General features: G+C 66.7%; 15 protein-coding genes and 1 pseudogene. 10 read left to right on the top strand and 6 right to left on the bottom strand.

Annotated features, from left to right (window positions below; translation table 11 throughout):
- Together Van01_RS29750 and Van01_RS29755 are read right to left on the bottom strand one after the other, a co-directional pair.
- The coding region (locus Van01_RS29750; RefSeq protein ID WP_204014644.1) for a TRM11 family SAM-dependent methyltransferase at window positions 1–843 on the bottom strand (843 nt) is incomplete at its 3' end.
- A complete protein-coding gene (locus Van01_RS29755) occupies window positions 836–1,294 on the bottom strand; it encodes a hypothetical protein (RefSeq protein ID WP_239093238.1) in 459 nt (152 codons plus the stop codon). The genes Van01_RS29755 and Van01_RS29750, both read right to left, overlap by 8 nt.
- Window positions 1,295–1,690: 396 nt before the next feature.
- On the opposite strand from Van01_RS29755, the gene Van01_RS29760 reads away from it, so the two are divergent.
- The 3 genes from Van01_RS29760 to Van01_RS29770 all read left to right on the top strand — a co-directional run bounded on the left by Van01_RS29760 (window position 1,691) and on the right by Van01_RS29770 (window position 4,664).
- Window positions 1,691–2,464 (top strand): hypothetical protein, encoded by a 774-nt coding sequence (locus Van01_RS29760; protein ID WP_204014650.1) that lies wholly within the window; start codon window positions 1,691–1,693, stop codon window positions 2,462–2,464.
- Window positions 2,465–2,757: 293 nt separating this feature from the next.
- On the top strand, window positions 2,758–3,282 hold the full coding sequence (locus tag Van01_RS29765) for a SigE family RNA polymerase sigma factor (protein WP_204014653.1): 525 nt from the start codon (window positions 2,758–2,760) through the stop codon (window positions 3,280–3,282).
- Window positions 3,279–4,664 (top strand): WD40 repeat domain-containing protein, encoded by a 1,386-nt coding sequence (locus tag Van01_RS29770; protein WP_204014657.1) that lies wholly within the window; start codon window positions 3,279–3,281, stop codon window positions 4,662–4,664. Before Van01_RS29765 ends, Van01_RS29770 begins: the two co-directional genes overlap by 4 nt.
- A gap of 546 nt (window positions 4,665–5,210) precedes the next feature.
- Here the strand turns inward: Van01_RS29770 and Van01_RS29775 are convergent.
- Together Van01_RS29775 and Van01_RS29780 are read right to left on the bottom strand one after the other, a co-directional pair.
- A complete protein-coding gene (locus Van01_RS29775; RefSeq protein ID WP_204014660.1) occupies window positions 5,211–6,083 on the bottom strand; it encodes a hypothetical protein in 873 nt (290 codons plus the stop codon).
- Window positions 6,084–6,114: 31 nt separating this feature from the next.
- A complete protein-coding gene (locus tag Van01_RS29780) occupies window positions 6,115–12,360 on the bottom strand; it encodes an RHS repeat-associated core domain-containing protein (protein WP_239093240.1) in 6,246 nt (2,081 codons plus the stop codon).
- Window positions 12,361–13,123: 763 nt separating this feature from the next.
- On the opposite strand from Van01_RS29780, the gene Van01_RS29785 reads away from it, so the two are divergent.
- Entirely contained in the window at window positions 13,124–13,588 is a 465-nt protein-coding gene (locus Van01_RS29785) for an SRPBCC family protein (RefSeq protein ID WP_239093242.1), read from the top strand.
- Between the two features lie 531 nt (window positions 13,589–14,119).
- Here Van01_RS29785 and Van01_RS29790 read toward each other — a convergent pair.
- Together Van01_RS29790 and Van01_RS29795 are read right to left on the bottom strand one after the other, a co-directional pair.
- Window positions 14,120–14,467, bottom strand: a pseudogene (locus Van01_RS29790) (ADP-ribosylation/crystallin J1); the annotation flags it as partial.
- Window positions 14,468–14,665: 198 nt separating this feature from the next.
- The gene (locus Van01_RS29795) at window positions 14,666–15,013 is read right to left on the bottom strand and encodes a hypothetical protein (RefSeq protein ID WP_204014663.1); all 348 of its coding nucleotides are present in this window, start codon (window positions 15,011–15,013) and stop codon (window positions 14,666–14,668) included.
- 156 nt (window positions 15,014–15,169) lie between these two features.
- Here Van01_RS29795 and Van01_RS29800 point away from each other — a divergent pair, with 156 nt between their 5' ends.
- From Van01_RS29800 to Van01_RS29825, 6 genes are all read left to right on the top strand, one after another.
- Complete coding sequence (locus tag Van01_RS29800; RefSeq protein WP_204014666.1) at window positions 15,170–15,658, top strand: YfbM family protein; 489 nt, start codon at window positions 15,170–15,172, stop codon at window positions 15,656–15,658.
- Between the two features lie 353 nt (window positions 15,659–16,011).
- Complete coding sequence (locus Van01_RS29805) at window positions 16,012–16,302, top strand: pilin (RefSeq protein WP_204014668.1); 291 nt, start codon at window positions 16,012–16,014, stop codon at window positions 16,300–16,302.
- Between the two features lies 1 nt (window position 16,303).
- Window positions 16,304–17,236: a conjugal transfer protein TrbL family protein gene (locus Van01_RS29810; RefSeq protein WP_239099388.1), complete on the top strand. Its 933-nt coding sequence runs from the start codon at window positions 16,304–16,306 to the stop codon at window positions 17,234–17,236.
- Between the two features lie 62 nt (window positions 17,237–17,298).
- On the top strand, window positions 17,299–18,192 hold the full coding sequence (locus tag Van01_RS29815; protein WP_204014669.1) for a PrgI family protein: 894 nt from the start codon (window positions 17,299–17,301) through the stop codon (window positions 18,190–18,192).
- On the top strand, window positions 18,189–19,937 hold the full coding sequence (locus tag Van01_RS29820; protein ID WP_239099389.1) for a VirB4 family type IV secretion system protein: 1,749 nt from the start codon (window positions 18,189–18,191) through the stop codon (window positions 19,935–19,937). Before Van01_RS29815 ends, Van01_RS29820 begins: the two co-directional genes overlap by 4 nt.
- Window positions 19,934–22,396, top strand: coding sequence for a helicase HerA domain-containing protein (locus tag Van01_RS29825; RefSeq protein ID WP_204014670.1), 2,463 nt, complete (start codon window positions 19,934–19,936; stop codon window positions 22,394–22,396). Before Van01_RS29820 ends, Van01_RS29825 begins: the two co-directional genes overlap by 4 nt.
- The last annotated feature ends 196 nt before the right edge of the window (window positions 22,397–22,592 follow it).

The following is a 22,592-nucleotide window of genomic DNA, read 5'->3' on the forward strand; positions in this document are numbered from 1 at the left end:
GGGGCCTCGTCTGAGGACCAGTACGTCCTCGTGGGCGATGAGGTGCACGGGCAGTCCTTCGGCCCTTGACCTGCGTACGGATATGAGCCCGAACATCGACGCACGGTGCACGATCTGTCCGTCTCGGACGGCGGCGAGCATCGCCGCGCACCGCTGCACCGGGATCAGCCCCACCGACCGGGCGACAGCGAGCAGTTCGCCGGGCAGGTCGATGAAGTCGTCCCGCTGGCGGCGTACCGGTCGGCAAGTGATGATCACGATCCCGCCGGGACGCAGCAGCGGGTAGCTGGCGGCCAGGATTGAGGCGAACCCGTCGAGCAATCGGAACCATCCGCCGTAGGCCAGGTTGCCGCGCTCCCGGTCCCCGTACTGGTGGTACCGCTTACGTACCCCGGTACTCGTGACCCGCACGAGACCGTGGGTCCCACGCCCGTACGGCGGCGAGGTGAGCAGAAGTCCCACCCGGCCGACCGCGGACGCGGGCACCAGATCGAGCAACCTGGTGGCGTCGCCGGTGAGCACCTGCGCCGCCCCGGACGCGTCCTTCGACGCGGCGAAGGCGACGTTGGCCTCGGCCATGGCGGTGTAGCGGCGCTCGATGTCGATCCCGATCCCCTGCCGACCAAGGTGCATAGCCTCGACGAGAGTGGTACCGGACCCGCACATCGGGTCGAACACCAGATCGCCTGGGGCGGTGTACGAGCTGATCGCGTGGGCGGCCAGGTGCGGAAGCATCTTGGCTGGATGGCTGGAGGTTTCCGGGACGTAGCGGCCTCTGCGCTGGTCACGGGCAGGTATCTGGCAGGTCAACCAGACCGAGGTGACCGGCATGGACTCAACCATCGGCGCCCCCGGCCTCCGTGCTGCGACTCAGGATCAGCACGTCGGTATGAATGTCGAGCTGTGTCTGCTGGCCACGTCGAGGCGGTCGGTCGGCCGCCACGATGTGCTGCAGGTACGCCAGCCCGGCCCGCTTCGCGGCGATGACCACGTCGACCGGCAGGACGACGTCGCCGTGCGGCAGCAGCACCGCCACGCAGCCGCCGGTCACAAGGCTTTCCCGGCAGCGGAGAAAGAAGTCCACCGGCGAGGCGGTGTCGGCGAGCGGCCAGCCGGTGACGATCAGGGTCGCCGCCTCCCGGCCCCAGCCGACCTGCCGAGGCGCATGCAGGTGGCTGCGGCGGCGGGCGGCGATGACCGCGCGGGCCAACTGCGGCCCGCCGGCCAGGTCGATGATCAGATCGGACGGGTGGGTGAGGTTGTGGACCAGCCGCACGCCCATCGCGTTGGACATGGTCTCGCCCCTGGCGGGGGCGGGGACCGGCCAGACGGTGATCGGCACGGGCGGGTCGCCGGGCACCACATCCCCCACAGGGATTGGCGCGCGGCGCGGGTTTCTTTCGGTCATAGGCACGGTGGCCCCCGGACCGGCGGGCGTACTGACGATCCCCAGTGCGCCGCTGACAGGCCGATCGAACCCACCCCGCCCCTGACAGAACCCGTCACCCCGGCCGCCTGACAGCCTCCCTGGCCGGGCGTGCGGGTCGTCCTGACAGGTCGGAACCTGACAGGACCGGACACCACCTGCCCCGGTCTGACAAGCGCCTCTGGTGTCAGGTCGAGCTGTCCCAATCGGTGCTCACGGAGCCTTCGCACAAGGCGACGCGCTCCACGTCGAGGGGACATCACCATGGCAACCATCAGCCGCACAAGGACTACCGACACGGCACTGACCACCGCCGAGAAGGCATTCGAGCTGCTGACGTGCGAACCCGCGCCGCTGGTGTTCGACGCACGGCCGGTGCCGGGCCTGCCGGACACCACGATGCCGCTGAACAAGCTACGCCAACTGCTCATATTCGAGCTCTACGACAGCACCACCACAGACGAGCTGTGGCGGCAACTCGCCCAGCACGCCCGCGAATGGGGACCCGCCTGGGTCGTCGGCGCGATCGGTGTAGCGCTGCCCGCGTTAACGCACCTCGCGGCGAAGATCAGCCGCGGCTGCGCTCGGCACGCCGACGACGTGGACTCCGAAGTCCTCGCCGGTTTCCTCCACGCCCTGCGCACGGCAGACCTCGCCCCACCCCGACTGTGGCTGCGGCTGTGCTGGGCGGCCTATCGTGCAGGCGTCGCGGTCGTCAAGGCAGACGACAGCGAGGAACTGCCGCCCGACCTGTCCAGCGGGTCACGCTCACCACGCATGCCCTACGGGCACCCAGACCTGCTGCTCGGCCGAGCAGCCGCCACCGGCATGATCACCACCGAAGCCGCCGAACTGATCAGCGCGACCCGATTCGGCGACGCCCTGATCGAGCACCTGGCCGCCGAACAAGGCGTCACCGCCTCGGCCCTGCGCATGCGCAGAAGACGAGCCGAGCGCATCGTGGCCACCGCCATCACGCGCGGCGACCTCTCCGGCCCGATCCACCCGTCCAGCCCCCGCGAAGGCATGGCGGCCTAGCAACGCACCACTCTTGATCTGCAGGAAGCCGCCCCGGCTTTCGCCAGGGGCGAGTTCGATCTACGTCCGGCGACCCGCCGCCTGACCTGGCGGCGGGTCGGGTCGGTGACGTTGGGTGACGCGGGTTGCTGAACCCACTGCCTCCTCGGCGCGCGGAGTAGCCGATGAGCGGATGCCCGTGAGACGTCTGGGTGGCACCATCGCCCCGCGCATACCTAGGGAGAAAAGGTTGGCGGGGTTCCCTCCGTGGTCGCCCACCTCGGCGTCTGTGTAGATGAGGGGGCAAGCCGTTGATGGATGAGGACCGGGCTCGGGCCGGTTTCGCAGAGTTCGTACGGGCGGAGAACGCCGCGTCGACTCGATTCGCGTACCTGCTCACTGGCGATCGGCACCACGCCGAAGATCTGGTTCAAGTGGCCCTGGCCCGGGTCGCGATCCGGTGGGAGCGGCTCGACGACCCTGGCGCCTACCTGCGTCGAGTGTTGTATACCCAGGCGGCTAGTTGGTGGCGGCGGCGGCGGGCGCGCCCGCCGGAACAGCTTGACGGGTTCGTGCCAGAGCGTCCAGCGGGTCCCGAGGATGACACTGACTTGCGGGTGGTGCTGCGTGCGGCGCTGGCTCGGTTGACCGTGCGGCAGCGGGCGGTGCTGGTGTTGCGTTACTACGAGGACCGCACCGAGGCAGAGACCGCCGAGTTGCTCGGCTGCCGGGTCGGCACGGTCAAGAGCCAGACGCGGCACGCCCTCGGCCGGTTGCGCGCCCTCGCCCCCGAGTTGGCCGAGCTCGTCGGCCCGGCCCCACAGGAGGTGACACGATGACCAGCCGACTCAGTGAGGCGCTGCACGGCCTCGCCGACGGCGTGCCGGCGGCCGCCGTACCCGACGAGCTCTTCGACCGGGCGCGTGCCCGGCGTCGACATCGTCGGGCTGCCACGGCCGGGATGCTCGCGGTCCTGGTGCTGCTGCTCGGCGCGGGATACGCGCTGCGCCCGGGCCCCGTCCGGTGGCCCGCGACGGCCGACTCCACCGCTCCCGGCCTGCCCACCCGGTTGGTCGATCCGCCGCTGCGCACCGCGACCGTGGGACGGTCGGCACCCGGCGCGGCGGCGATGCTCTTCGGCGGCCCGGCAGTACGGGACGACTGGAAGGAAAACAGGATGGCAGTGGTGGCCGCAGACACGGACCGCTATCGTGCCCTCGCGCCTGCGCAGCGTCAAATCGCCGGGTTTGAGGCTTTACTTTCACCAGACGGACGGTACGTTTGGGCTGGCGGATTGCTGTATGACTTGACGTCCGGCCGGTCGGCCCCGGCTGGCATGGACGGTTACCCGCTCGCCTTTGCGCCCGACGGCAAGCGCCTCGCCTACGCCGAACACGACACTTTCACCCCGCCGAACACCTACGCCACGCCGTACGTCGGGCTGTACGACCGGGACCGCCACACCGACGTGTTGCGGATGCGGGTGGGCAGCGCCTGGGTGGCACCCGGACAAGCAGCGGTGTCACCAGACGGTGGCGAGCTGGCGGTGCAGGTGCGCGACGAGGTGTGGTTGACCCGAGTCGTCGACGCGGAACCCGACGGCACCGTCGGGCCGTATCGGAAGCTGCCGCTCCACGGCGGCCGGCTACCCGGGGCCGGTTCCTGGCTGCCGGACGGGCGGTCGGTGGCCACTCTGACCCGCTCTACCTGCACAGACTGCCCGGTGCCGTCGTACCCGCGAACCTGGCGGCTAGAGACCCGAACCGTGGCCGACGGCACGCTGGTTCCCGGGCCCGCCTTTCCCGACCTGCGCTCCACCACGTACGTCCACCTCGTCGGCTGGCGCTCGGCCGACGAAGCGGTCGCGCTGGTCGGTGTGCCCGGCCCGGCGGCGGTGGACTACCCGGAAACCCACGACATCGCCACCAGCCCATACCAGGAACACGGCACGGCGTCGGTCCAGCTGATGCTGCTACGTCGAGGCGCGACCTCACCCGAGGTGCTCTTCCGCACCCCGGCCGGGGTAACCGAGCTGACGGTCGCCGCCAGCCTCGCCATCGACGGCACCGTACGCGAGTCCGGCCGACCCGACTTCGGTCCACCACCGATGTGGCTTGTCGCGGCAGGAGCAATCCTCACCGCAATCGCGGGCGCCGCAATTCAATCAGTCGTGGCGTACCTACGCCGCAACAGACGACGAGGAGTCAGCGGCCGCAAGTGAGATCATCGGTCGCGACAGGTCCCACCGGGCACCCCGCACATCGTCACTAGAACCCCCGACACACGTCGCGCCCTGAAGGCGCGCCCACGGCATCATGCTCAGCCGGATCCAGCACGCTCAACCAGCCGCCCGAGGTGACACGGCTCGGCAGCCATCAACAAGATCAGGTGCACGGACTTGCCGCGAGCCGCGCGCTACGCAGCGTCCCGCCGAGCCGGCCCGGGTTCCGTCCGGACGTGCCGATGAGCGGATGTGGCGGTGGTGAGCGGCGGAGGTGGTCGTGGTGGCATTGCCGATCAGCTGGCCAGCTTCTCGGAGACCCGCGTACCCGACTGAGCCCATGCAGGATCAGCGCGCACACGGGTGCCGAATTAAAGGGCAGGCTTACGGTGGCTGCGCACATTCGCAGCGGGCGTTTCCAAGGTCATTCGGTGGCCGAAATGCGGATCATTGTCACTGGCGCGCCCGGCTAGGCCGCCGCCCACGGTCGGCCCGCACCACTGCCGCGCAGCGCTTAACGATCCGCAGGTGAGACAGTACCGAACGCTACTCAGCCCCATCCTTGAGGCCGAGCCTCATTCGCGCTTGGGTCCTTACCTCTGGACTCTTGTCTTCAGTAAGGATCCGAAGGAATCGATGAGGAGTTTGGGGCGTGGTGGCCAGCCACCACCGAACGTTGACAGACCGGTCATGCACAAGCTCTTCGAGGCTTTCTTCCGCTAGCTCGACGGATTGCACGAGTGCCCATCGGACCGATGCCGCCTTGTCGCGAGCAAGCCGTCGCCGTTGCTCTTGGGTGGTCAATGGGTTCAGCGCCGCCTTTGCCCGCACTTTGGGCTCAGGGTCCGACACAAGAGCGGCCAAGATCTGCGGATCGACTGTGGTTTCTGCCATGCCACCGCGGACCGCGACGGAGGGGTCCCTGAGGAGAGTGGTTTTGATGTCTTCCTCGATCGACTGGGATTCAGCGAGCAGGCGGCGGATATCCTCGTCGGAGGATCGGCAGATCATCTCGTGTACGTAGCGGTCAGCACGCGGGTTCACGAGGACCGCGTAGCGGACGTCGAAGCTTGGGTCGTCAACCAGGCCAGCAAGGACTGCCGGCGGACAAGTTGGATTTTCGGCAAGAGCTTGACGGACTTTGTTGTTCGGATCAGCCGCAAGGCCATGGAGTAGGTGCTCCGGAAGGTCGAGGCGGCCGGCCACAGCACACTTGACTTTCGAGTTCGGGTCGTTGGCGAGGAGTTCGATGACTTCCTGGCTCGTGGCGGCGTCACGCGCAAGTTCAATTCGAAGAACAGCCCTGCCGGGAAGCGCAGGCCCAACAGTGGGCTCGCTCGCTTCGGTCCGACTCGCCGATTTGGGGTCCATTTCAGATCCTTTGAAGATGTGCTGTGGTGCCGGATCGCTGGTGTTCACCGGCACCACAGCATCAAGGTTTGGTCGAGAACTATCGACAACTGCCGTATTGGCCAGGCGGGCAGTGCTTGTGCTGATAAACGTAGACGGTGATCAACGCCGCCTCCCAAAGTCGAGCCTTGAAGTATCCTGTGACATTTTCCTTAACCCAGGTATAGCCGCACGCAGAGTATGATGAATAATACTTGCTACATTTGTCGAGCTGCTCCTTGGGTCTACCCGCTCCGTTTTTCGTGATACCGTACTTCCAAATCGCCCCCGTTCGCAAGTTGAAGATCTTGTAAACTTTGTACTTGGTGTTCTTGTTCTTCTTCGCAGTCTTTGAATTTTTGCTCGGCCATGGGACCTTTACCTTGGTCTTTGGCACAGTAACCGTGCAGCCAACAACGGCACACACCGTGATGAATGCAGCCATGAAACCTATGACTGCCGCGGCGGCTGCAAGGGCGCCCCCGCCGAGGACGGCAGCCGGAATAGCGATCCCTACCTGGCCGTCGATGTCGAGGCCGTTGATCGGGTCAACTGGATAGGTGTAGGGGTTGGAATTCCCTCCGTAAACTCGGTCAGGTTGAAGGAAACGTCCTGTTGTGGGGTTGTAAAGCCGCACGCCCATCAGCACCATACCTGCGGATGGATCGGTTGCTCGCCCAGTGGCACCAAGCCACGCATAACGATCTTCGCTGGTTACGCTGGTTACGCTGGTGTGTGGTGCTCCATATTCGTCGTAACTGCGCACGGTGGTCAGACCCGGATCGTTGCCATTTACCGTTGCGACGATATCGCCATGCAGGTTGGCGATCTGCCAGTTGAGAGCAGAGTCCACGCTGTTCCAAATGGCGGACATGCCACTCAGAGTGTGCACCGGACGGGTGACACCGCTGGTCCCCACCTGCGTCCATGCCGGGACGTCACTGTCGTCGGCGTAGTGGTGAGTCGACGTTGCAGGTGACCCGCCGGCGCTGTCGACCCACGATCGGACTCGATCGCTGTCCACGTCGAGGTTGTAGCTGGTGGTGCGGCCGTGCTGCGTGATGCTCTTGACGAGATCGTTTATGTAGTAGTCAATCGTGATGTCGCCGTTGATGGGATGGGCCGAGTCGCGACCGGGAACCTGGACGGTGCGGCCAAGGTCGTCGTAGAGGTACTCAGAGGTGTCTACTCGACCGGCGTTGTCGTAGGTCCAGGTCTGAGCGGTGGTCGTCGTCGTCAACTGGCACGGCGAGCCCGCGGGGGCAACGTACGTCTGCTGCGAGGTGCGGTTACTGGCCTCGTCGAACTCGTAGGCGCGTGAGGTGCATGTCCCGGAGATCGTTTCCCTGGTTTGGACGAGACGGTTGCTGGGGTCATAGGTGTAGGCCCGGTCACCGAAGGTGCTGCTGGTCCACTGGCGCTGGCCGTGGATGGTGTAACCGCTGTTCTCCACAAAGAGGGTGCAGTCGGCCTGGCCGCATCCTGGGCGGGAGTAGGAGTGGGAGATCGGCGAGCCGACCTCGTTGTAGATGCGGCTTACGACAATGCCGTTGGGCCATGACTCGGATGCTAATCCGCCGTCGGCGTCATATGTGGCAGTGAAGGTTCCGGCCTGGCTATCGGTGACAGCGGTGGGAAGGGCTCGGCGTTCCGTGCCACCGTCGTAACTGAAGGTTCGGGTGCCCTTTCCGTCACTCATCGTCACGACGCGGCCGAGCGAGTCGTACGTAGTGGTTGAGGTGTTGCCGTCGGCGTCCGTGTATGAGGTCAACTGACCGAGGCTGTCATAAGATCGATGGATCTCAGCGACGACGGTGCCGGTGCCTTCCATCGCCTGCGTGCGGATGAGGTTCCCGCTTGCTTGATCGTAGATATTGCGACGCTTCTCGACCGCGGCACCGACGCCACCCGTGAGGCTCGTGTCAACGGCACGCCCGGCCGTGTCGTAGGTCACAGTAGTGGTGCGCACGGTTCCCGTACTGTTGATCTCTTCGACAAGGCGCGGCTGATGGTAGTAGTCGTAGGTGGTAACTGTGGCGAGGAGCTCGGGTCCACTTTCTGCAGCGCCGCCGGCGTGGATACGGCATTGCAACCCGGCCCACTCGGGTCGGCCACCGCATTCGGTGTGCTGTGCGTTAGGCGCGTTGGTGTAGTAGACAGCGATACGGGTCGCTGGCGTCGTGTCGCTGCCACCACCGGCTGGTGCTGTTTTCGCGACCACGCGGCCTGCCGTGTCGTAGCTGGCTCGCGTCGTCAAGCTGAGCCCGTCAGGATCGATCGTTGTCACGGTCGGCACCCGTAGGGCCCAGTCGTAGTTGGTGGTGGTGGTATGGATGTCCTCATCGATGGTCTGGCCGTTGCGCACATAGCTGATCGAGGTACGGGTCGTGGTGGCCAGGTTGAAGGGGCCGCCTTCCTCCGGGGCGCCTTCGTCGTAGCTGTAGCGGATGTGTGCCCTGCCTCGGACGACTGTTCCGGATTCTGACAGTGTCACCTCGTGTTCCGGATTGAACGTCTCCAGCAGCAGCTGACCGTTTGAGGAATAGACGTTCTCCGTTGACAGGGTCACCGCACGTTGCGCCTCGGCGAGGGGTGTGTCGGAGTGGGATGCGTCGAGGGCACGAGCGCGGTTCCCGGCGTCGAGCTCCCGCACGTTGTTGCCGTAGCGGTCGTACCACGTGGTGTGGAGGTAACCGCCAGGCTGTGTGACGTTGACTTCACGGGCGTTGGCGTCGAGGTACGTGACCGTCGCTCGCTCGTAGGAACTGGGGAGTGTGCCTGTGGTTGGGTCGCCGTCGGGTATCTGGTTGGGGGGAAATACCGCAGTGGCGTCAGTTGGAGCCTCGGTTTGACCCCACCGTGCGGTCTGTGCCGGAGAAAGGTCGTGTGGTGCGGCGCTGCCGGAGACGGGAACTTGGTAGACGACTGTTTCGACTGCCGTGCCCGCGGAGAGGGCAGAGCGGGTGACCTTGTGCAACCGGCCGCCGCCCGGGTCACCGGGAATGGTGGTGTAGGAGAACTGCCAGGTCTGCTGGGCAGGGGCGGTCATCGTGGTGATGACGCCACTGCCGTTGTAGTAGTAGACGGTGCGAAGCTGCTGTGGTCCGCCACTGCTGGTGTAGTCAAGTCGCGGGTCGGCGTAGGTCCGGAGGCGGCCGCCACTGTCATAGGTGTAGCGGGCCAGCGTGGTCGTACGCATCGCCGGTGTGGCGAGGTCGGGATCCCATGCGGTGTAGGAGATTTCTTTTACCCGGCCTGCGTAGTCGCCCCAGGTGCCGTCAGCGAGGCCGGTGGCTGTCGTCGCGGCGGCGTAGGTGAAGGTAAGCGCGCGGCAGCCACGCACGAGGGTGGTGCAGGTGACGCCGTCAGCCGTGGGCGCGAGGATCCGCGTGGGGCGCATGAATTCCGTCGTACCGAGGGTGGTCTTTTCCCAAGAGTATGTCGTCCTGTTGCCTGATCCCGACGTGGTGGCTGTGGTCGGCGTGTAGATCCCGATCGGATCGGCTGCCACCCTGCTGAAGGTGACAATGTTGCCGCGGCCGTCGTCCAGGGTGAAGGTGCTGCTGGACGAGTTGAACGTCAGCGTGAACGACTCGGCCCCGACTTGCGGTTCGTAGTTGACACCAGTGCTGTTGGCCTTGGTGAACCCCAGCGTTGAGTCGTCAGGGAGCTTGATCTGGACCAGGTTGCCGTAGGTGGTGAGCCGGTTGTAGGCGGCAAAGGCGTCGGAGACGATGAGGCCGGACACCCAGCCAGGTCCAAAGAGTGGATCCGCTTGGCCGGACGGTTGACGGCTGTTTACGGTGCGGGCGATCTCCAGTCCTGCGGCCGATACATCCGTGTGATCCAGTTGGTAGTTGCCGGTGATCAGGTTGACTTCGCCTGGACCGACGTTCGCGGTGTCGGCAGAGGCCAGATTGCGGTCAAACCGGAACTTGACTGCATTGGCGGGCGCGCCGTTGCTGCTCGGGTTGAAGAAGGCCCTGACCTGGAGTGGGCCGTCACGCGGAATTCCGGCCCCGTCGACTGCGCCGAGTGTCGCTGCGACATCCCAGTTGAGCTTGGGGGCGGTGCCGCTGGCAATAGGCACAGGCCAGGTGACCGGGCTGCCGCCGACGGTGTGGGTTACGTGGGCGGTAGGTATGTTTACCCATCCTTCTGAGCTTGCACGCCGCCATTGGTAGGTGACGTTGGCGAAGGACGGTGCCGCCTCCGAGCTGAGCGCCACCCTCGAACCAGTGACGTCCCCGGTCGAGGGTGAGGTCACCTCGCCGATGCCTACCTTGAATGGATAGTTGCGAAGCTCGGTGACGTTGCCGGCCGAGTCGCGCGTCCGCGCCCAGAGGCTGTGCCAACCGGGATTGAGTGGCGTGATGTTGACCGTTGCCGAAGCGCCTGGGCTCGCGGTGTTGACAACCCGGTTCAGGGTTTGAACGTCAAGGCTGTACTCGTAGGCAGTGGCATCGGCGACGCCGTTGGCGTCGAAGGTGAACTCGCCTGCGACGTTCGCGTCGCCACCCCAATCGTTCTCCGGGTATGTGGGCGAGCTGATGATCGGCGGGCTACCGATTGAGGTGTCAACAAGAAACTCGCAGAACGACGACCAGGCGCCGTTGACGGTGCCGTCGTTGCCACGCACCCTCCACTTGTAGGCGGTGTTGTGAGTCATAACGGTGCTCGGAACAGTTGCGGCGAATGTCGTGCCCGAGGCGGCGGTCGATGTGAGGAGACTACCGAGCTTGGTAGTGCCGTTGAGGGTCCACCATTCGAACTCGGCCCGGACCGAGGAGCCGTCCCCGTCAGAGATCACCGCGCGCAGTTCGGGTCTGGCCGTATTGACCTTGGGGCGCGAGGAGCCGGTCACACATGCCGAAGATGGAACGGTCGACCGAATGCCCACCGTTGGGTACGAGTTGTAGTTCACGACCGCGTACGGGACCTGACTAGTGGCCACAGCATTGCGGGAGCGGAACTGCTTGAAGCTATTGACATCGGTCTCGTCAGTGCCCCGCACCCCCATGTAGGCGGTGGACTGGTTCGCGGTCGCAGCACGCTGGAAGAAGCTCGTTCCGCTGATGGTTACCCAACCATCAGCGCAGCCGGATGCACCTTTTGTCTCGGTTGAGGTGGCCTCCAGGTGCGACCAGTTCGGCTGGCTGGCCCATCGTGTTGCTGATGACGCCGCACCGGTGCTCCAGATCTCCCACGACGTCGCGGTACACGTATGCGACCAGAAGTTCCAGAAGTTCACTGTCGCCGAAGTGATCTGCCTACCGCGCAGGGCTGACACTCCCCAATGCACGAAAGAGCGAGCCTTGGACGTCGGCGAGGTGGCCAGCAAACCGAGCTGAAGATCATTAGCTCCGCTTCGATCGACGTTGTCCCTTTCCTTCACGTAAGTGTCGAAGGTAGTGTAGAGCGGATTGATCTGCGGGTCGATCGTGACTGGATACTGTGTAGCAGGATCCGTCAACCAGTTACGGTCAGGTTTCAAGCGCAAAGTCACACCATCGGCATTGCGAACCGAACGACCTGCAGACTCCACCACCTCGGCCGGAACTACTGCCCGGCGCGTCGGCTCGCCGCTGCCCACAGCGCGCTGCGCATCCCACATCTCCGGCGCAGGTACGGTCGCCAGCGGCCGCCCACCGGAACCCTTGAAAAGGAGCCCACCAGAGCTGTCCTGACTGAAGGAGGAGATTCCATCGCCTTTGATCGGAAACTCTAGCTCCGGTAGCCGCTCGACCGCCTCCCGGTTCTTCACAGTCAGAAATTGCGCAACGCCGGTACGGGTCGCTTCAACAACCAGATCGATCCCGTCCGCAATATCCGGGTACGTCGCGCGATTGCCAGTCAAGACCGGCTCAGGAAGGGCACCTGCCCAGCCCATGCTCAACCGCCCCTTGCCGACGCCCACCGCCGCCAGCGTCCCGCCGTCAACCCGGGCGCCCGACATCCACAAATCGAGGGGATGCGCTACCGCACGAACCGAGCCGTCCGACGCAGACGAGAGCGTGAGATCGATTGGCACCCACTGGTTGTCACGCATCATCCGCACCGGGCCGGCATGAACCTTTGCCTCGACATGCCCCTGCGGATGGGCTACATACTCCGCTGCCTCCGTCGTCATCCCCGTAATCCGCACCAGCTGACCGGTCAATCTCGCAGTTGCCAGCGCAGCCGCCTCACCCTCTCGCTCAAGCACCTGAGCAGGGGTCGAGACTTCGGTGTGTTTCGGCGGCAGAGCCGCAGCTTCGACAGGGCGTGACGGCACGCCTATCAACGTCGCGACAAGCGACACCGCCATACCGCAAGCGATCATTTGCCGCCATCGCGATTTATTCGAATCTAACCGACTACGGGTAGCTTTGGCTTTTTTTAAGCGCGCAGGGTTCATAAAGTCTACTCCACTCGATCAACCTGAAGCTCCAAAATGTACGGACCGAAAAGCCTCAACGTCAATGACAACTTTGAGTGATCGCGACTACTAGAGAGCAATGCATCGCAATCGGACAAACACCGAAGCCTGACAGCGGCCGTACGCCCATCAACTCCGGAGTTCACATGGCGCCGGACGATGCGACCGTCGTGGCGGACGGCGATTTTCTACAAAAGTCGGCCCTGTCACGAAACTGGGATACGCGTCTACGTCCACGTCGAGCCGGCGGCGTGCTGCACGCGGCACGATCCGCGACGGGCGTGAATGGATTCGGCAGAAGGCGGCTGAGCCGTACCGCACGTACCGCATCGGACGAGGAGCTTTACCTGGCCGAAATTCGACCGACCGGACGTGCCGACATCGTCATCGACAACCGCAACTTCAAAGTACCCGCAGCAAGCGCGACCGCCCTCACTCACCTGCCCGTCGACCGCGCGTCACGTGGTGTTACGACACGCGACAGCCGTCCGGGTCAGGAACTGCCAATAAGATGTACCGCGACTGGTCGACGCATCCGGATCTGCCGCCGAGCGTTCGTCGCGGAAGGTGACGTCGGCGCCTGGCTGCTGTGGTGTCCGGACGTAGTCGTGACGGGGCGGCCTGCGGCAGCGCCCATGGATAGGCTCTCCACGTGCCGGCGCGCATCGAGGTCGTGACCGTCATTGATGCTGCCCCGAGTGTGGTGTTCGATCTGACACTCGATGTGGACGTCCACGCCGCGTCTCTACCCGCCAGCGGGGAGACGGCCACGACCAGCACCGGACGACGTCGACTCGCACTGGGCGACGAGGTCACCTTTCATGCCCGCCATCTCGGACTGCGCTGGCACATGACCAGCCGGATCACCGCCTATGAACGGCCGTACCGCTTCGTTGACGAGCAGACACGGGGGCCTTTCCGTTGCCTGCGCCACGAGCACCAGTTCCAGGACCTCGACGGCGTACGCACGCAGATGGCCGACCGCATGACCGTCACCGCGCCCTTCCGGCCGCTGGGCACAGTGGTGACCTGGGCTCTGATCATCCCGTACCTACGCCGGTTGTTGAGGCACCGGGCAGCTCACATCGCATACATAGCCCAAGCCCGCGAACCGTAGCTCGTGCCGAAACCGGGGGTGGCTCGCCTTCCAGTCGGTCAGACGGAGATACAAGCTGTCGCAATGTCCAGCGCGGGCGGCGTGCAATAGTGCCTGGATCCGCCGCGACGGGCGCGTTCGACCGCTCACTGGTGTCCGCTAATCCCCGAAGTCGAACGCAAAGGTGCCCGCCTCGATGCGGTCGATGAGCTCGCCGACGTCATCGGCTTGTCGGATCGCGCTGTCCCATCCGCTGCTGGCGATGTCGACCAGCATCACCGGTGCGGGGTCGCTGCGTAGGTCGAGCACGAGCTGTTCACGGGATCCGTCACCGCCGATAATCGCGATGCCAGGGTGTGACGAGGTGCTCTCGTCCCATGCGTGGTGCAGCTCAAGCATCTCGCGTGGCGTGTTGAGCCAAACATAGGCATCGCCTGTCATCCACCCTCGCCGGAACCACGACTCACCTTGCAGGTAGGCACGCCACGCGGCCGGTAGCGCCCTGCCCAGCGCGTCGTGGGCCTCGGTGAACTCCTGATCGCTTACGGGACCACGGTAGTCAGCCTTCTCCGTGATCGCGCCGGCGATGTGAGCGTTGAGGTCGGCAAGCTCCTCGGCGGGGATCCAGTACTCCAGCACGTCACGGCCACCAGCCTGGTGAACCTCGTAACGGTCCAGGTACGCACGCTGGACCTCGAACCGGGTCACGTAGCCGACGCCCCCGGCAGGGACATTCCACTCGCGGGTGATCTTTGTGGCGTACCAGCGGTTGAGTACCGGGTAGAAGATCGGCTGGTCCGGCAGGCGTGGTGGCCAAGCCCGCCATCCGGACGCCGCGACAAGGTCGAGTTCGGCCTGCCCGGTGGGCCGCCACAGGGTGATCGTGTCGGAGGCGTCGATGGGCCTGCTCCCTGCAACGATGGGTATCGCGTGATCGTGGCGAGCCACGCCTGCAACTTTCTGATGCAGTCGGCCCCGGACCTTACCGTGGTCCCTCGGCCAGGTGGATTACCCATGGAACCGGGTGCACGGATCTGCCGCCATCCGTGCGATGACACCCATCCTGGGCCCATCCCTGGCGGGCACGCCCTGGCGACTTCAGTCCGAGTCCTCGCATCGGAGGCCGACGCTTGTGATTTGCCCGCTGCGGACGAGTTCTCGGATCGCTGTGGTCATGGCTCGTACGCCCGGTTCTGGAACGATCAGCTGGTCAACGACCCAGAAGTAGCTGCCGTTCGCAACCTCCCCGGTCTCCATCCATCTCGCAAGCAGGCGGCGGACCTCCTCGACGGTGAAGATGGTCAACGCCCACCTTGAGCCGTCAGGAAGATCGACGACGACATCGACATTGGCTACGCACCGCACGGTGTCCTCGTGAGGATCGATAAAGAACCGTGCCACGAAGGTTGCTTCCGCGATGGTCACGCACGGGTCGGTGATCCCCATGAAGCCCATCCTGCCGTACGTGTGCGAGATCACTTCAGGGCCCTGCACGGCATCCGCTTCTGGCCGCAATCGGCGCGCCGCCCTTGCTGCTCCTTCGTGCCGTGGTTCGAGCTCAACCTCCGCAACCACTGGTGAAGATCAGCATAGGATCTCTGCGTGCTGGGAGTGCACTTCGCGATCACGCCGGAGCAGGAGCGGTCGCTACTCGCGGCCGCCGATGACGGCGACAGCGACGCGGTGGACGAACTCATCGAGGAGATCGAGGAGTCATGGGCCGAGGACGGCCTGAAGGTCGACACCGACAAGGCATGGGACGCCATCCACCGGTGCCTGACCGACGGCACCCTCGAACCCGACGGTGGTGAGTATCCGTTCAGCCATGCGGTGCTCGGCGGACGCCGGCTGCACGACGAGTACGTCCTGGTCTACCTCACGGTGGACGAGGCCCGGGACGTGGCCGCCGCTCTGCAGTCCGTCGACCGACGCCAGCTGCGCCAGCGGTTCGACGCAATCGACGACCCCGACTATCGCGGCGCCCTCGACGACGCCGACTTCGACTACACCTGGGACAACCTCGTCGAGGTTCGGGCGTTCTACCAGCGGGCTGCAGCCGCGGGGCTTGCCGTGGTCTTCACCGCCACCTGAAACTGGGCTCTGATCTGCCGCCAAGACGCACGGTCTCCATCGCACCGGACAGCGCATCGTCAAGCGGCGGCAACGTGAGTGGCTGTCCGGTCTTGTCAGGGCGTGACAGGCGTGTGGTGGGTTCGATCGGCCTGACAGCCGAGATCTGGGCGGTGCATGTCATCCACGGCATGCCCGCCCGGTGAGGACCATTTCCTTTCGGCGAGGCCCCGGGTCCGGCATGGCTGGCGCGGCGTACTGACACCGCAACCCCTTCGCATCACGCAAGGGAGGAGCGCCCCCAACCGGACCTCACCGGTCCTTTGCTCTGGTCCTCACCGTGGCGGCCCGCGGATCTCTTGTGGAGCCCAGCAATGCACACAACTCTGTCCGTTCTGTCTGACCTCGCCGCCGCGCCGCAGCCGTTGGCGGTCAACAGCATCAACCAGGTCATTGCCAACATCACCGGTTGGATCATGGGCATCATCGCGCTGGTCGCGACGATGTTCCTGGTCATCGGTGGCCTGCGCTACATGGCCGCCGGAGGCGACCCGGCGCAGGTCGAGCAGGCCAAGGGCAACTTCAAGTCCGCCCTGGTCGGATATGCCCTGGCGGTGCTGGCCCCGGTGATCCTGCAGGTGTTGCAGGGCATCCTCGGCGGCTGACATGTCCACCATGATGATCAACGGGTTGATGGAGGCCCTGGTCGGCTGGCTGGCTGAGAAGGTCAACGACCTTCTCGGCGGTCTGCTGGCCTTCCTCACATCGTCAATCTTCGTCTCACCGGACGTCACCGTCCTGCCGCAGGTGCGATCGATCGCCGGCAACAGTGCGCTGGTCGTCAGCGCCTGCTTCGTCCTCGCGGTCATCGCCGCCGGTATCGCCGTGATGCTCGGTGATTCCGTCGAAACCCGATACCAGGTCAAGCAGCTGGTACCCCGGCTCGTGGTCGGATTCGTTCTCTCCGCGTTCGCGGTTCCGCTGACCGGCGTGCTCATCAGCATTGCCAACGCCTTGACGGTGGCGATGGCCGGTGAGTCCGCACCGACCACCGAGGCCATCGCCTTCGTCCGCGCGCGTATCGCGTCGGCGATGGCCGACCCGAGCAACGCCCTGCTGATCGCCGTTATCGGGCTTCTCATCGTGGTGCTGATGTTCATGCTCGTCGGCACCTGGCTCGTACGGATCGGGATGCTGGTCATCCTGGCGGGCATCGCACCGGTGGCGTTGGCCTGCTACGCCACCCCGTGGACGCAGGGCGCCGCCACGCTGTGGTGGCGGGCGGTGCTGGGGTGTCTGGCCACACCCACGTTGCAGGCGGTGGCGTTCTCGGCGGGCGTCGACCTGCTGGTCGATCCGGAGTCGAACCTGCCGATCCTGCTCGGCCTGCCCAGCTCGGACACCCTCAACCTGCTGATGGTGATCGTGGTCCTGTGGACCACGGTCAAGGTCCCGAGCCTGATGCGCCGGTTCGTCATCCAGCAGGGCCGCGCTCCGAACATCACCGGACTCATCCTGCGCACCGTCGCCGTCCAAGGAATGACTCGCGGCCTGGGTCGGCGTATGCCAACGCCGGTGCGGCCTACTCGGTCGACATGAGCTCCCCACACCCACCGCCACTACCGCCGGTTGCGCACCCGTCTACCTGAACGGAGTGACACATGACCAACCTCGATGACAATCTCCCGCGCGCCGTCGTGCCGGCCAACGTCAACGAGCCGGATCGCATCGCGTTCGGCCTGACGTTCCGGCAGCTCGGCATCATCGGCGGCGTCGGCCTGGCCGGGTTCGGGATCTACCGCACGTACGGGCACCTGCTCCCGCCGGTGGCCTGGGTCGTCGCCGGCGTCCTCGTGTTCGCTGTCGCGGTCGTGGTGGCGCTCGGCCGCCGCGACGGCCTTCCCCTGGACGTGTGGCTGCGCCACGGCCTCTCACTGTCCCGCAGCCAGCGCACCCTCACTCCAGGCACCGCGCGGGCCAGCTCGGTCGCGGCCGTCGCCGGTAAGCCGAGCGTCCCGGCGCCGCTGCGCTCGCCGGTCACGGCGGTCAGCGCGACCGGAGTCCTGACCAGCGAGGGCAGCGACAAGGTGGTGATCGCCTGCGGCACCACGAACATTCACCTGCGCACCGGCGGCGAGCAGGGTGCGCTGGTGGACGGGTTCGGCCGGTTCCTCAACAGCCTGACCGGGCCGGCGCAGATCGTCGTGGCCGCGCAGCGGCACGACCTGACGGTCTATGCGCAGGCGACCGTCGATCACGCGCCGCGCCTGCCACACCCTGCGTTGCAGGCCGCCGCCGACGACTACGCCGAGTTCCTCCTCGACCTCGACAGCGAACGGGATCCGTTACGTCGGCAGGTCCTCGCTGTCGTCACCGGCGCGCACGCCGCCGACACGGCCGTGCGTGCCCTGTGCGGCCTCGGCGTCGAAGCCACCGCACTGGACGGGCCGGCCGTCGCCTCGGCCCTCGCGAACGCGGTCGATCCGTTCTCCCCACCGGTGCCTGGCCCTCGCGCGGTGCCCGGCGCCCCGATCACCTCACGGAGCACATCATGAACGTGTGGAAATCCAGGAAGAGTGTCGCGGCCGGGGAGGGGATGCCCTCCCCGGCCGCGTTGTCGGTCACCCCCTGGCATGTGCAGGTCGGCGACGGGTACGCCGCCACCTACGCGGTGTGCGGCTATCCGGCCGAGGTCGGCCCCGCCTGGCTCGACCCGCTGCTGTCCTATCCCGGACGGGTCGACGTGGCGGTGCACGTGGAGCCTGTCGCGCCGCAGCTGGCCGCGCCGATGCTCAAACGCCAGCGCGCCCGCTTCGAATCGTCGCGCCGCCTCGATGCCGATCAGGGACGGCTCGGTGACACGATGGTCGAGGCGGCAGCCGCCGACGCCGCCGATCTCGCCGAACGGGTCGCCCGCGGGGCAGCGAAGCTGTTCGACACCGGCATCTACGTCACCGTTCACGCCCGTACCCTGGACGAGCTGCGCACCGTCACCGCGGGCGTGAAGTCGGCCGCCGCGAGTGTGTTGCTGGATCTGCAGCCGGCGACGTTTCGCCACCAGCAGGGCTGGGTGGCGACGTTGCCGGTCGGGGTGGACCCGCTGCGGATGCGCCGCATCCTGGACACCACCGCTCTCGCTGCCGCCTTCCCGCTCGCGTCGGAGGACCTCGCTGCTCCGGCGCCGGGTACCGTCGCGCTGCCCGAGGGCGTGCTCTACGGGGTCAACACGACCAGCAATGGGGTGCTGATCTGGGATCGGTGGGCGCAGGACAACCACAACAGCGTCGTCCTCGCTCGTTCCGGTGCGGGCAAGAGCTACTTCGTCAAGCTTGAAGTTCTGCGCAACCTGTACCAGGGCACGACCGTCAGCGTGATCGACCCGGAGGACGAGTACGCGCCCCTCGCCGAGCACGTCGGCGGCACCGTCGTGCAGCTCGGCCACCCGGGTGTCCGCGTCAACCCCCTCGATCTTCCCACCGACAACCGGCCCGACACCTTGACCCGGCGTGGCCTGTACCTGCACACGCTGATCTCGGTGATGCTCGGCGCGGCACCGCCGCCGGCCGAACGCGCCGCCCTGGACCGGGCCATCACCGCCACCTACGCCGCGGCGGGGATCAACGGCGACCCGGCCACCTGGACCACACCCGCGCCCTTGCTACGGGACCTGGCCGCCACCCTGGACGCGGACGACGATCCGGCCGCCGGGCAGCTCGCCGCGCGGCTCGCACCGTGGACGGTGGGGAACTTCGCCAGCCTGTTTAGCGGGCCGACCACCACCAGCCCGACCGGACATCTGGTGGTGTGGTCGCTGCGGCACCTGCCCGACGAGCTACGTACCGTCGGCACGCTCCTGGCGTTGGACTCGATCTGGTCGGGCATCGACACCCCGACGACGAGTTCACGTCGGCGGCGCAAGCTTGTGGTGGTGGACGAGGCATGGCTGCTGATGCGCGACGGCGAGGGTGCGCGGTTTCTGTTTCGGATGGCCAAGGCCGCCCGGAAGCGGTCCGCCGGGCTGTGTGTCATCACTCAGGATGCCGCCGACGTGCTCTCCACCGATCTCGGTCTGGCCGTTGTGTCCAACGCGGCGACCCAGGTGTTGATGCGCCAGAGCACGCAGTCCATCGACTCGGTGAGTGAGGCGTTCAGCCTGACCGCCGGGGAGTCGCGGTTGCTGCTGTCGGCGCCCAGGGGCGAGGGGCTGCTCGTCGCGGGCCGATCGCGAATCCCCTTCAGGAGCGTCGGGTCGGGCGCAGAGCACCGGATCGCCGTCACGGGTGTCGGGGAGGACGGATGATGATCGCCCCGACCTGGCCTGCCGAGGTGTGGCAGTGGGTCATCGCCCGGCCGTGGCTCGGTTTCCTCGCCGCCGCCGCGATCGTCGGCACGGTGTTCGCCCACGATCAGGTCCTCGCCTGGCGGCACCGGCGGTTCGCGGCCGGCGCGCGGTGGTTGACCATCGCCGCGCCACCCGAGGTCACCGCCGAGGCCGCCGCCGCGTTCTGGAGCACCCTCATGGGTGTGCTGACGCCGTCGGTGTGGCGTCGGCGCGTGTTCGGCTACCCGCACGTCGGGTGGGAGTACACCTGGACCGGCCGCGCCCTGACCATCCGGGTCTGGGTGCCCGGGACGGTGCCGCCCGGCGCGGTCGAGGCCGCCGTCCGCGCGGCCTGGCCCGCCGCCACCCTCACCACCGCCGACGCTGCCGCGCCGATCCCAGGCGAGGTGGGCGATGAGGTGGGTTGGGCGCACTGGCCGCAGCACACCGACGTGTTGCCGCTACGCGCCGAGCACGACGCCGATCCGCTGCGGGCGCTGCTCGCCGCCGGGGCCGAGGTTCACCATCGGGAGCACGCGTGTGTGCAGATCCTCGCTCGCCCGGCACCCGCCGGACGGGTCCGCGCGGCTCGGCGGGCAGCGGCGGGCACCAGCACCCATCCGCACGGGCGGCCCGACGTGGCCGCTCGTGCCGTCTCCGGGGCGGCGCGGTTGGCGATCGAGCCTGTGCTGTGGCTGCTCGACGCGTTCACGCCCGGCCCGGCCCGGACCCGCGCGCCGGCCACGGCGCGGCGGGTAGCCGAGCGGGACCCGGTTGCCAGCGCGGACGCCCGTACCGTCGTGGACAAGGCGGTGCGGGTGCCGCACTTCGAGATCGCGGTCCGGTTCGCCGTCGCCACCGACCCGGACACGACCCCACCGGACGCGCAGCGGGCGAAGCAGATCCGCGAGCGTCTGGTCGGGCTCGGGCACACGATCGCCTCGGCTGCCGCGGCGTACACGGGCCCGAACCGGCTGCGGCGGATGACGATGCCGCAACCGGTCGCCACGATCGCCGGGCGCACGTTACGGCGGGGGTTCCTGGCCACCGTGCCGGAACTCGCCGCCATGGCGGCGCTGCCACTGGACCTGGCGGTGCCGGGCCTGGACCGGGCGCGGGCCAAGGCAGTGCCGGCGCCGGTGCAGGTTCCCTCCGGCGGCCGTGGGGTGAAGGTGTTGGGCCGGTCGCAGATCGGCCACCACAGCGTCGGGCTGAAGGTGACCGACGCCCGCCAGCATGTGCACGTGGTCGGCAAGACCGGCGTCGGCAAGTCCACGCTGCTGCTGAACATGATCCTCGGCGACATCAAAGCCGGCCGTGGGACGGTGGTCATCGACCCGCGTGGGGATCTGATCACCGACATCCTCGACCGGCTTCCCGCCTCGTACGCGAAGAAGATCGTGATCGTCGACCCGGACCAGGAGAACCCGGCCTGTTTCAACCCTCTTGATGACGGGGGCGATCGGCATCTGGCCGTGGACAACCTGGTGGGGATCTTCGCGAAGATCTTCCAGGGTCAGTGGGGTCCCCGGATGGACGACACGATGCGGGTGGCGTGCCTGACGCTGATGCGCCACGCCAAGCCGACGCTGAGTCTGGTGCCGTCGCTGTTGCAGGACCGGGAGTTCCGAGGCCGGTTCACCCACGGCCTGGACGACCCGGACGGGCTCGCCGGTTTCTGGCTCTGGTACGACGGCATCAACGAGCAGTTCCGCGGCCAGGTTATCGCCCCCGTCCTCGCCAGGCTCAGGGCGTTCCTGCTGCGGGACTTCGTCAAGAGCGTCATCGGCAACGCGCACAGCTCGTTCGACATGGGCAAGGTCCTCGACGGCGGTGTTCTGTTGTGCCGGCTGCCGAAGGGCATCCTCGGTGAGGAGACCAGCCGCATCCTCGGGTCGATGATCGTCGCCCGGGTGTGGCAGGCCGCCATCGCCCGCGCCGCCATCCCCGAGAACCAGCGAAAAGACGCCAACCTCTACATCGACGAGTGCCAGAACTTTTTGACGTTGCCGGGCAGTGTCGGGGACATGCTGGCCGAGGCGCGCGGCTTCCGCCTCGGGCTCGTGCTGGCGCACCAGGATCTGGCGCAGTTGCCCCGCGATGTGGCGGCGGCGGTGTCGGCGAACGCGCGCAGTAAGGTGTTCTTCAACGTCGACCCGGCCGACGCGCGGGAGCTGTCCCGGCACACCAAACCCGAGCTGGACGAGCACGACCTGGCCCACCTGGACGTCTACACCGCCGCCGCCCGGCTGCTGGTCGGCAACCGGGAGCTACCCGGGTTCACCTTCGTGACGAACCCACCGGCGCCGGTCGTGGGTGAGGCGACCGCGATCCGGCGCGAATGCGCCGCCGCCCACGCTCGCGCCGACGAGGAGCCGCCGATGCAGCAACTCGCCCGCACAGCGATGAAGCGGCGCATGACATCCCGCGAGCGCTGAGCAGCGACGCCGCTCGTTCGGGGCCTCGGCTGGGTGCGGCATCGGGGGCTCGTTTGGGGGTGTCCACGACACGAGACCCCAGACGAGCCCTCCGCACCCGGCCTGTCAGGTGCCTGGCCTGCCCAAACCGGCCCCACGACGGGGCCATACGCAAGATCAACCTATCCAGACTCCCTACGGGACTCTCTCTCCACGG

Origin of the sequence: Micromonospora andamanensis, assembly GCF_016863495.1 — a bacterium.
Classification (GTDB): Bacteria; Actinomycetota; Actinomycetes; order Mycobacteriales; family Micromonosporaceae; genus Micromonospora; species Micromonospora andamanensis.

Bases quoted from the DNA above. Each gene is read 5' to 3' on its own strand.
- Van01_RS29755 (WP_239093238.1), bottom strand. From the start codon at position 1,294: ATGTCCAACGCGATGGGCGTGCGGCTGGTCCACAACCTCACCCACCCG.
- Van01_RS29760 (WP_204014650.1), top strand. From the start codon at position 1,691: ATGGCAACCATCAGCCGCACAAGGACTACCGACACGGCACTGACCACC.
- Van01_RS29765 (WP_204014653.1), top strand. From the start codon at position 2,758: ATGGATGAGGACCGGGCTCGGGCCGGTTTCGCAGAGTTCGTACGGGCG.
- Van01_RS29770 (WP_204014657.1), top strand. From the start codon at position 3,279: ATGACCAGCCGACTCAGTGAGGCGCTGCACGGCCTCGCCGACGGCGTG.
- Van01_RS29780 (WP_239093240.1), bottom strand. From the start codon at position 12,360: ATGGCGGTGTCGCTTGTCGCGACGTTGATAGGCGTGCCGTCACGCCCT.
- Van01_RS29795 (WP_204014663.1), bottom strand. From the start codon at position 15,013: ATGGGGATCACCGACCCGTGCGTGACCATCGCGGAAGCAACCTTCGTG.
- Van01_RS29805 (WP_204014668.1), top strand. From the start codon at position 16,012: ATGCACACAACTCTGTCCGTTCTGTCTGACCTCGCCGCCGCGCCGCAG.
- Van01_RS29810 (WP_239099388.1), top strand. From the start codon at position 16,304: ATGTCCACCATGATGATCAACGGGTTGATGGAGGCCCTGGTCGGCTGG.
- Van01_RS29815 (WP_204014669.1), top strand. From the start codon at position 17,299: ATGACCAACCTCGATGACAATCTCCCGCGCGCCGTCGTGCCGGCCAAC.
- Van01_RS29820 (WP_239099389.1), top strand. From the start codon at position 18,189: ATGAACGTGTGGAAATCCAGGAAGAGTGTCGCGGCCGGGGAGGGGATG.
- Van01_RS29825 (WP_204014670.1), top strand. From the start codon at position 19,934: ATGATGATCGCCCCGACCTGGCCTGCCGAGGTGTGGCAGTGGGTCATC.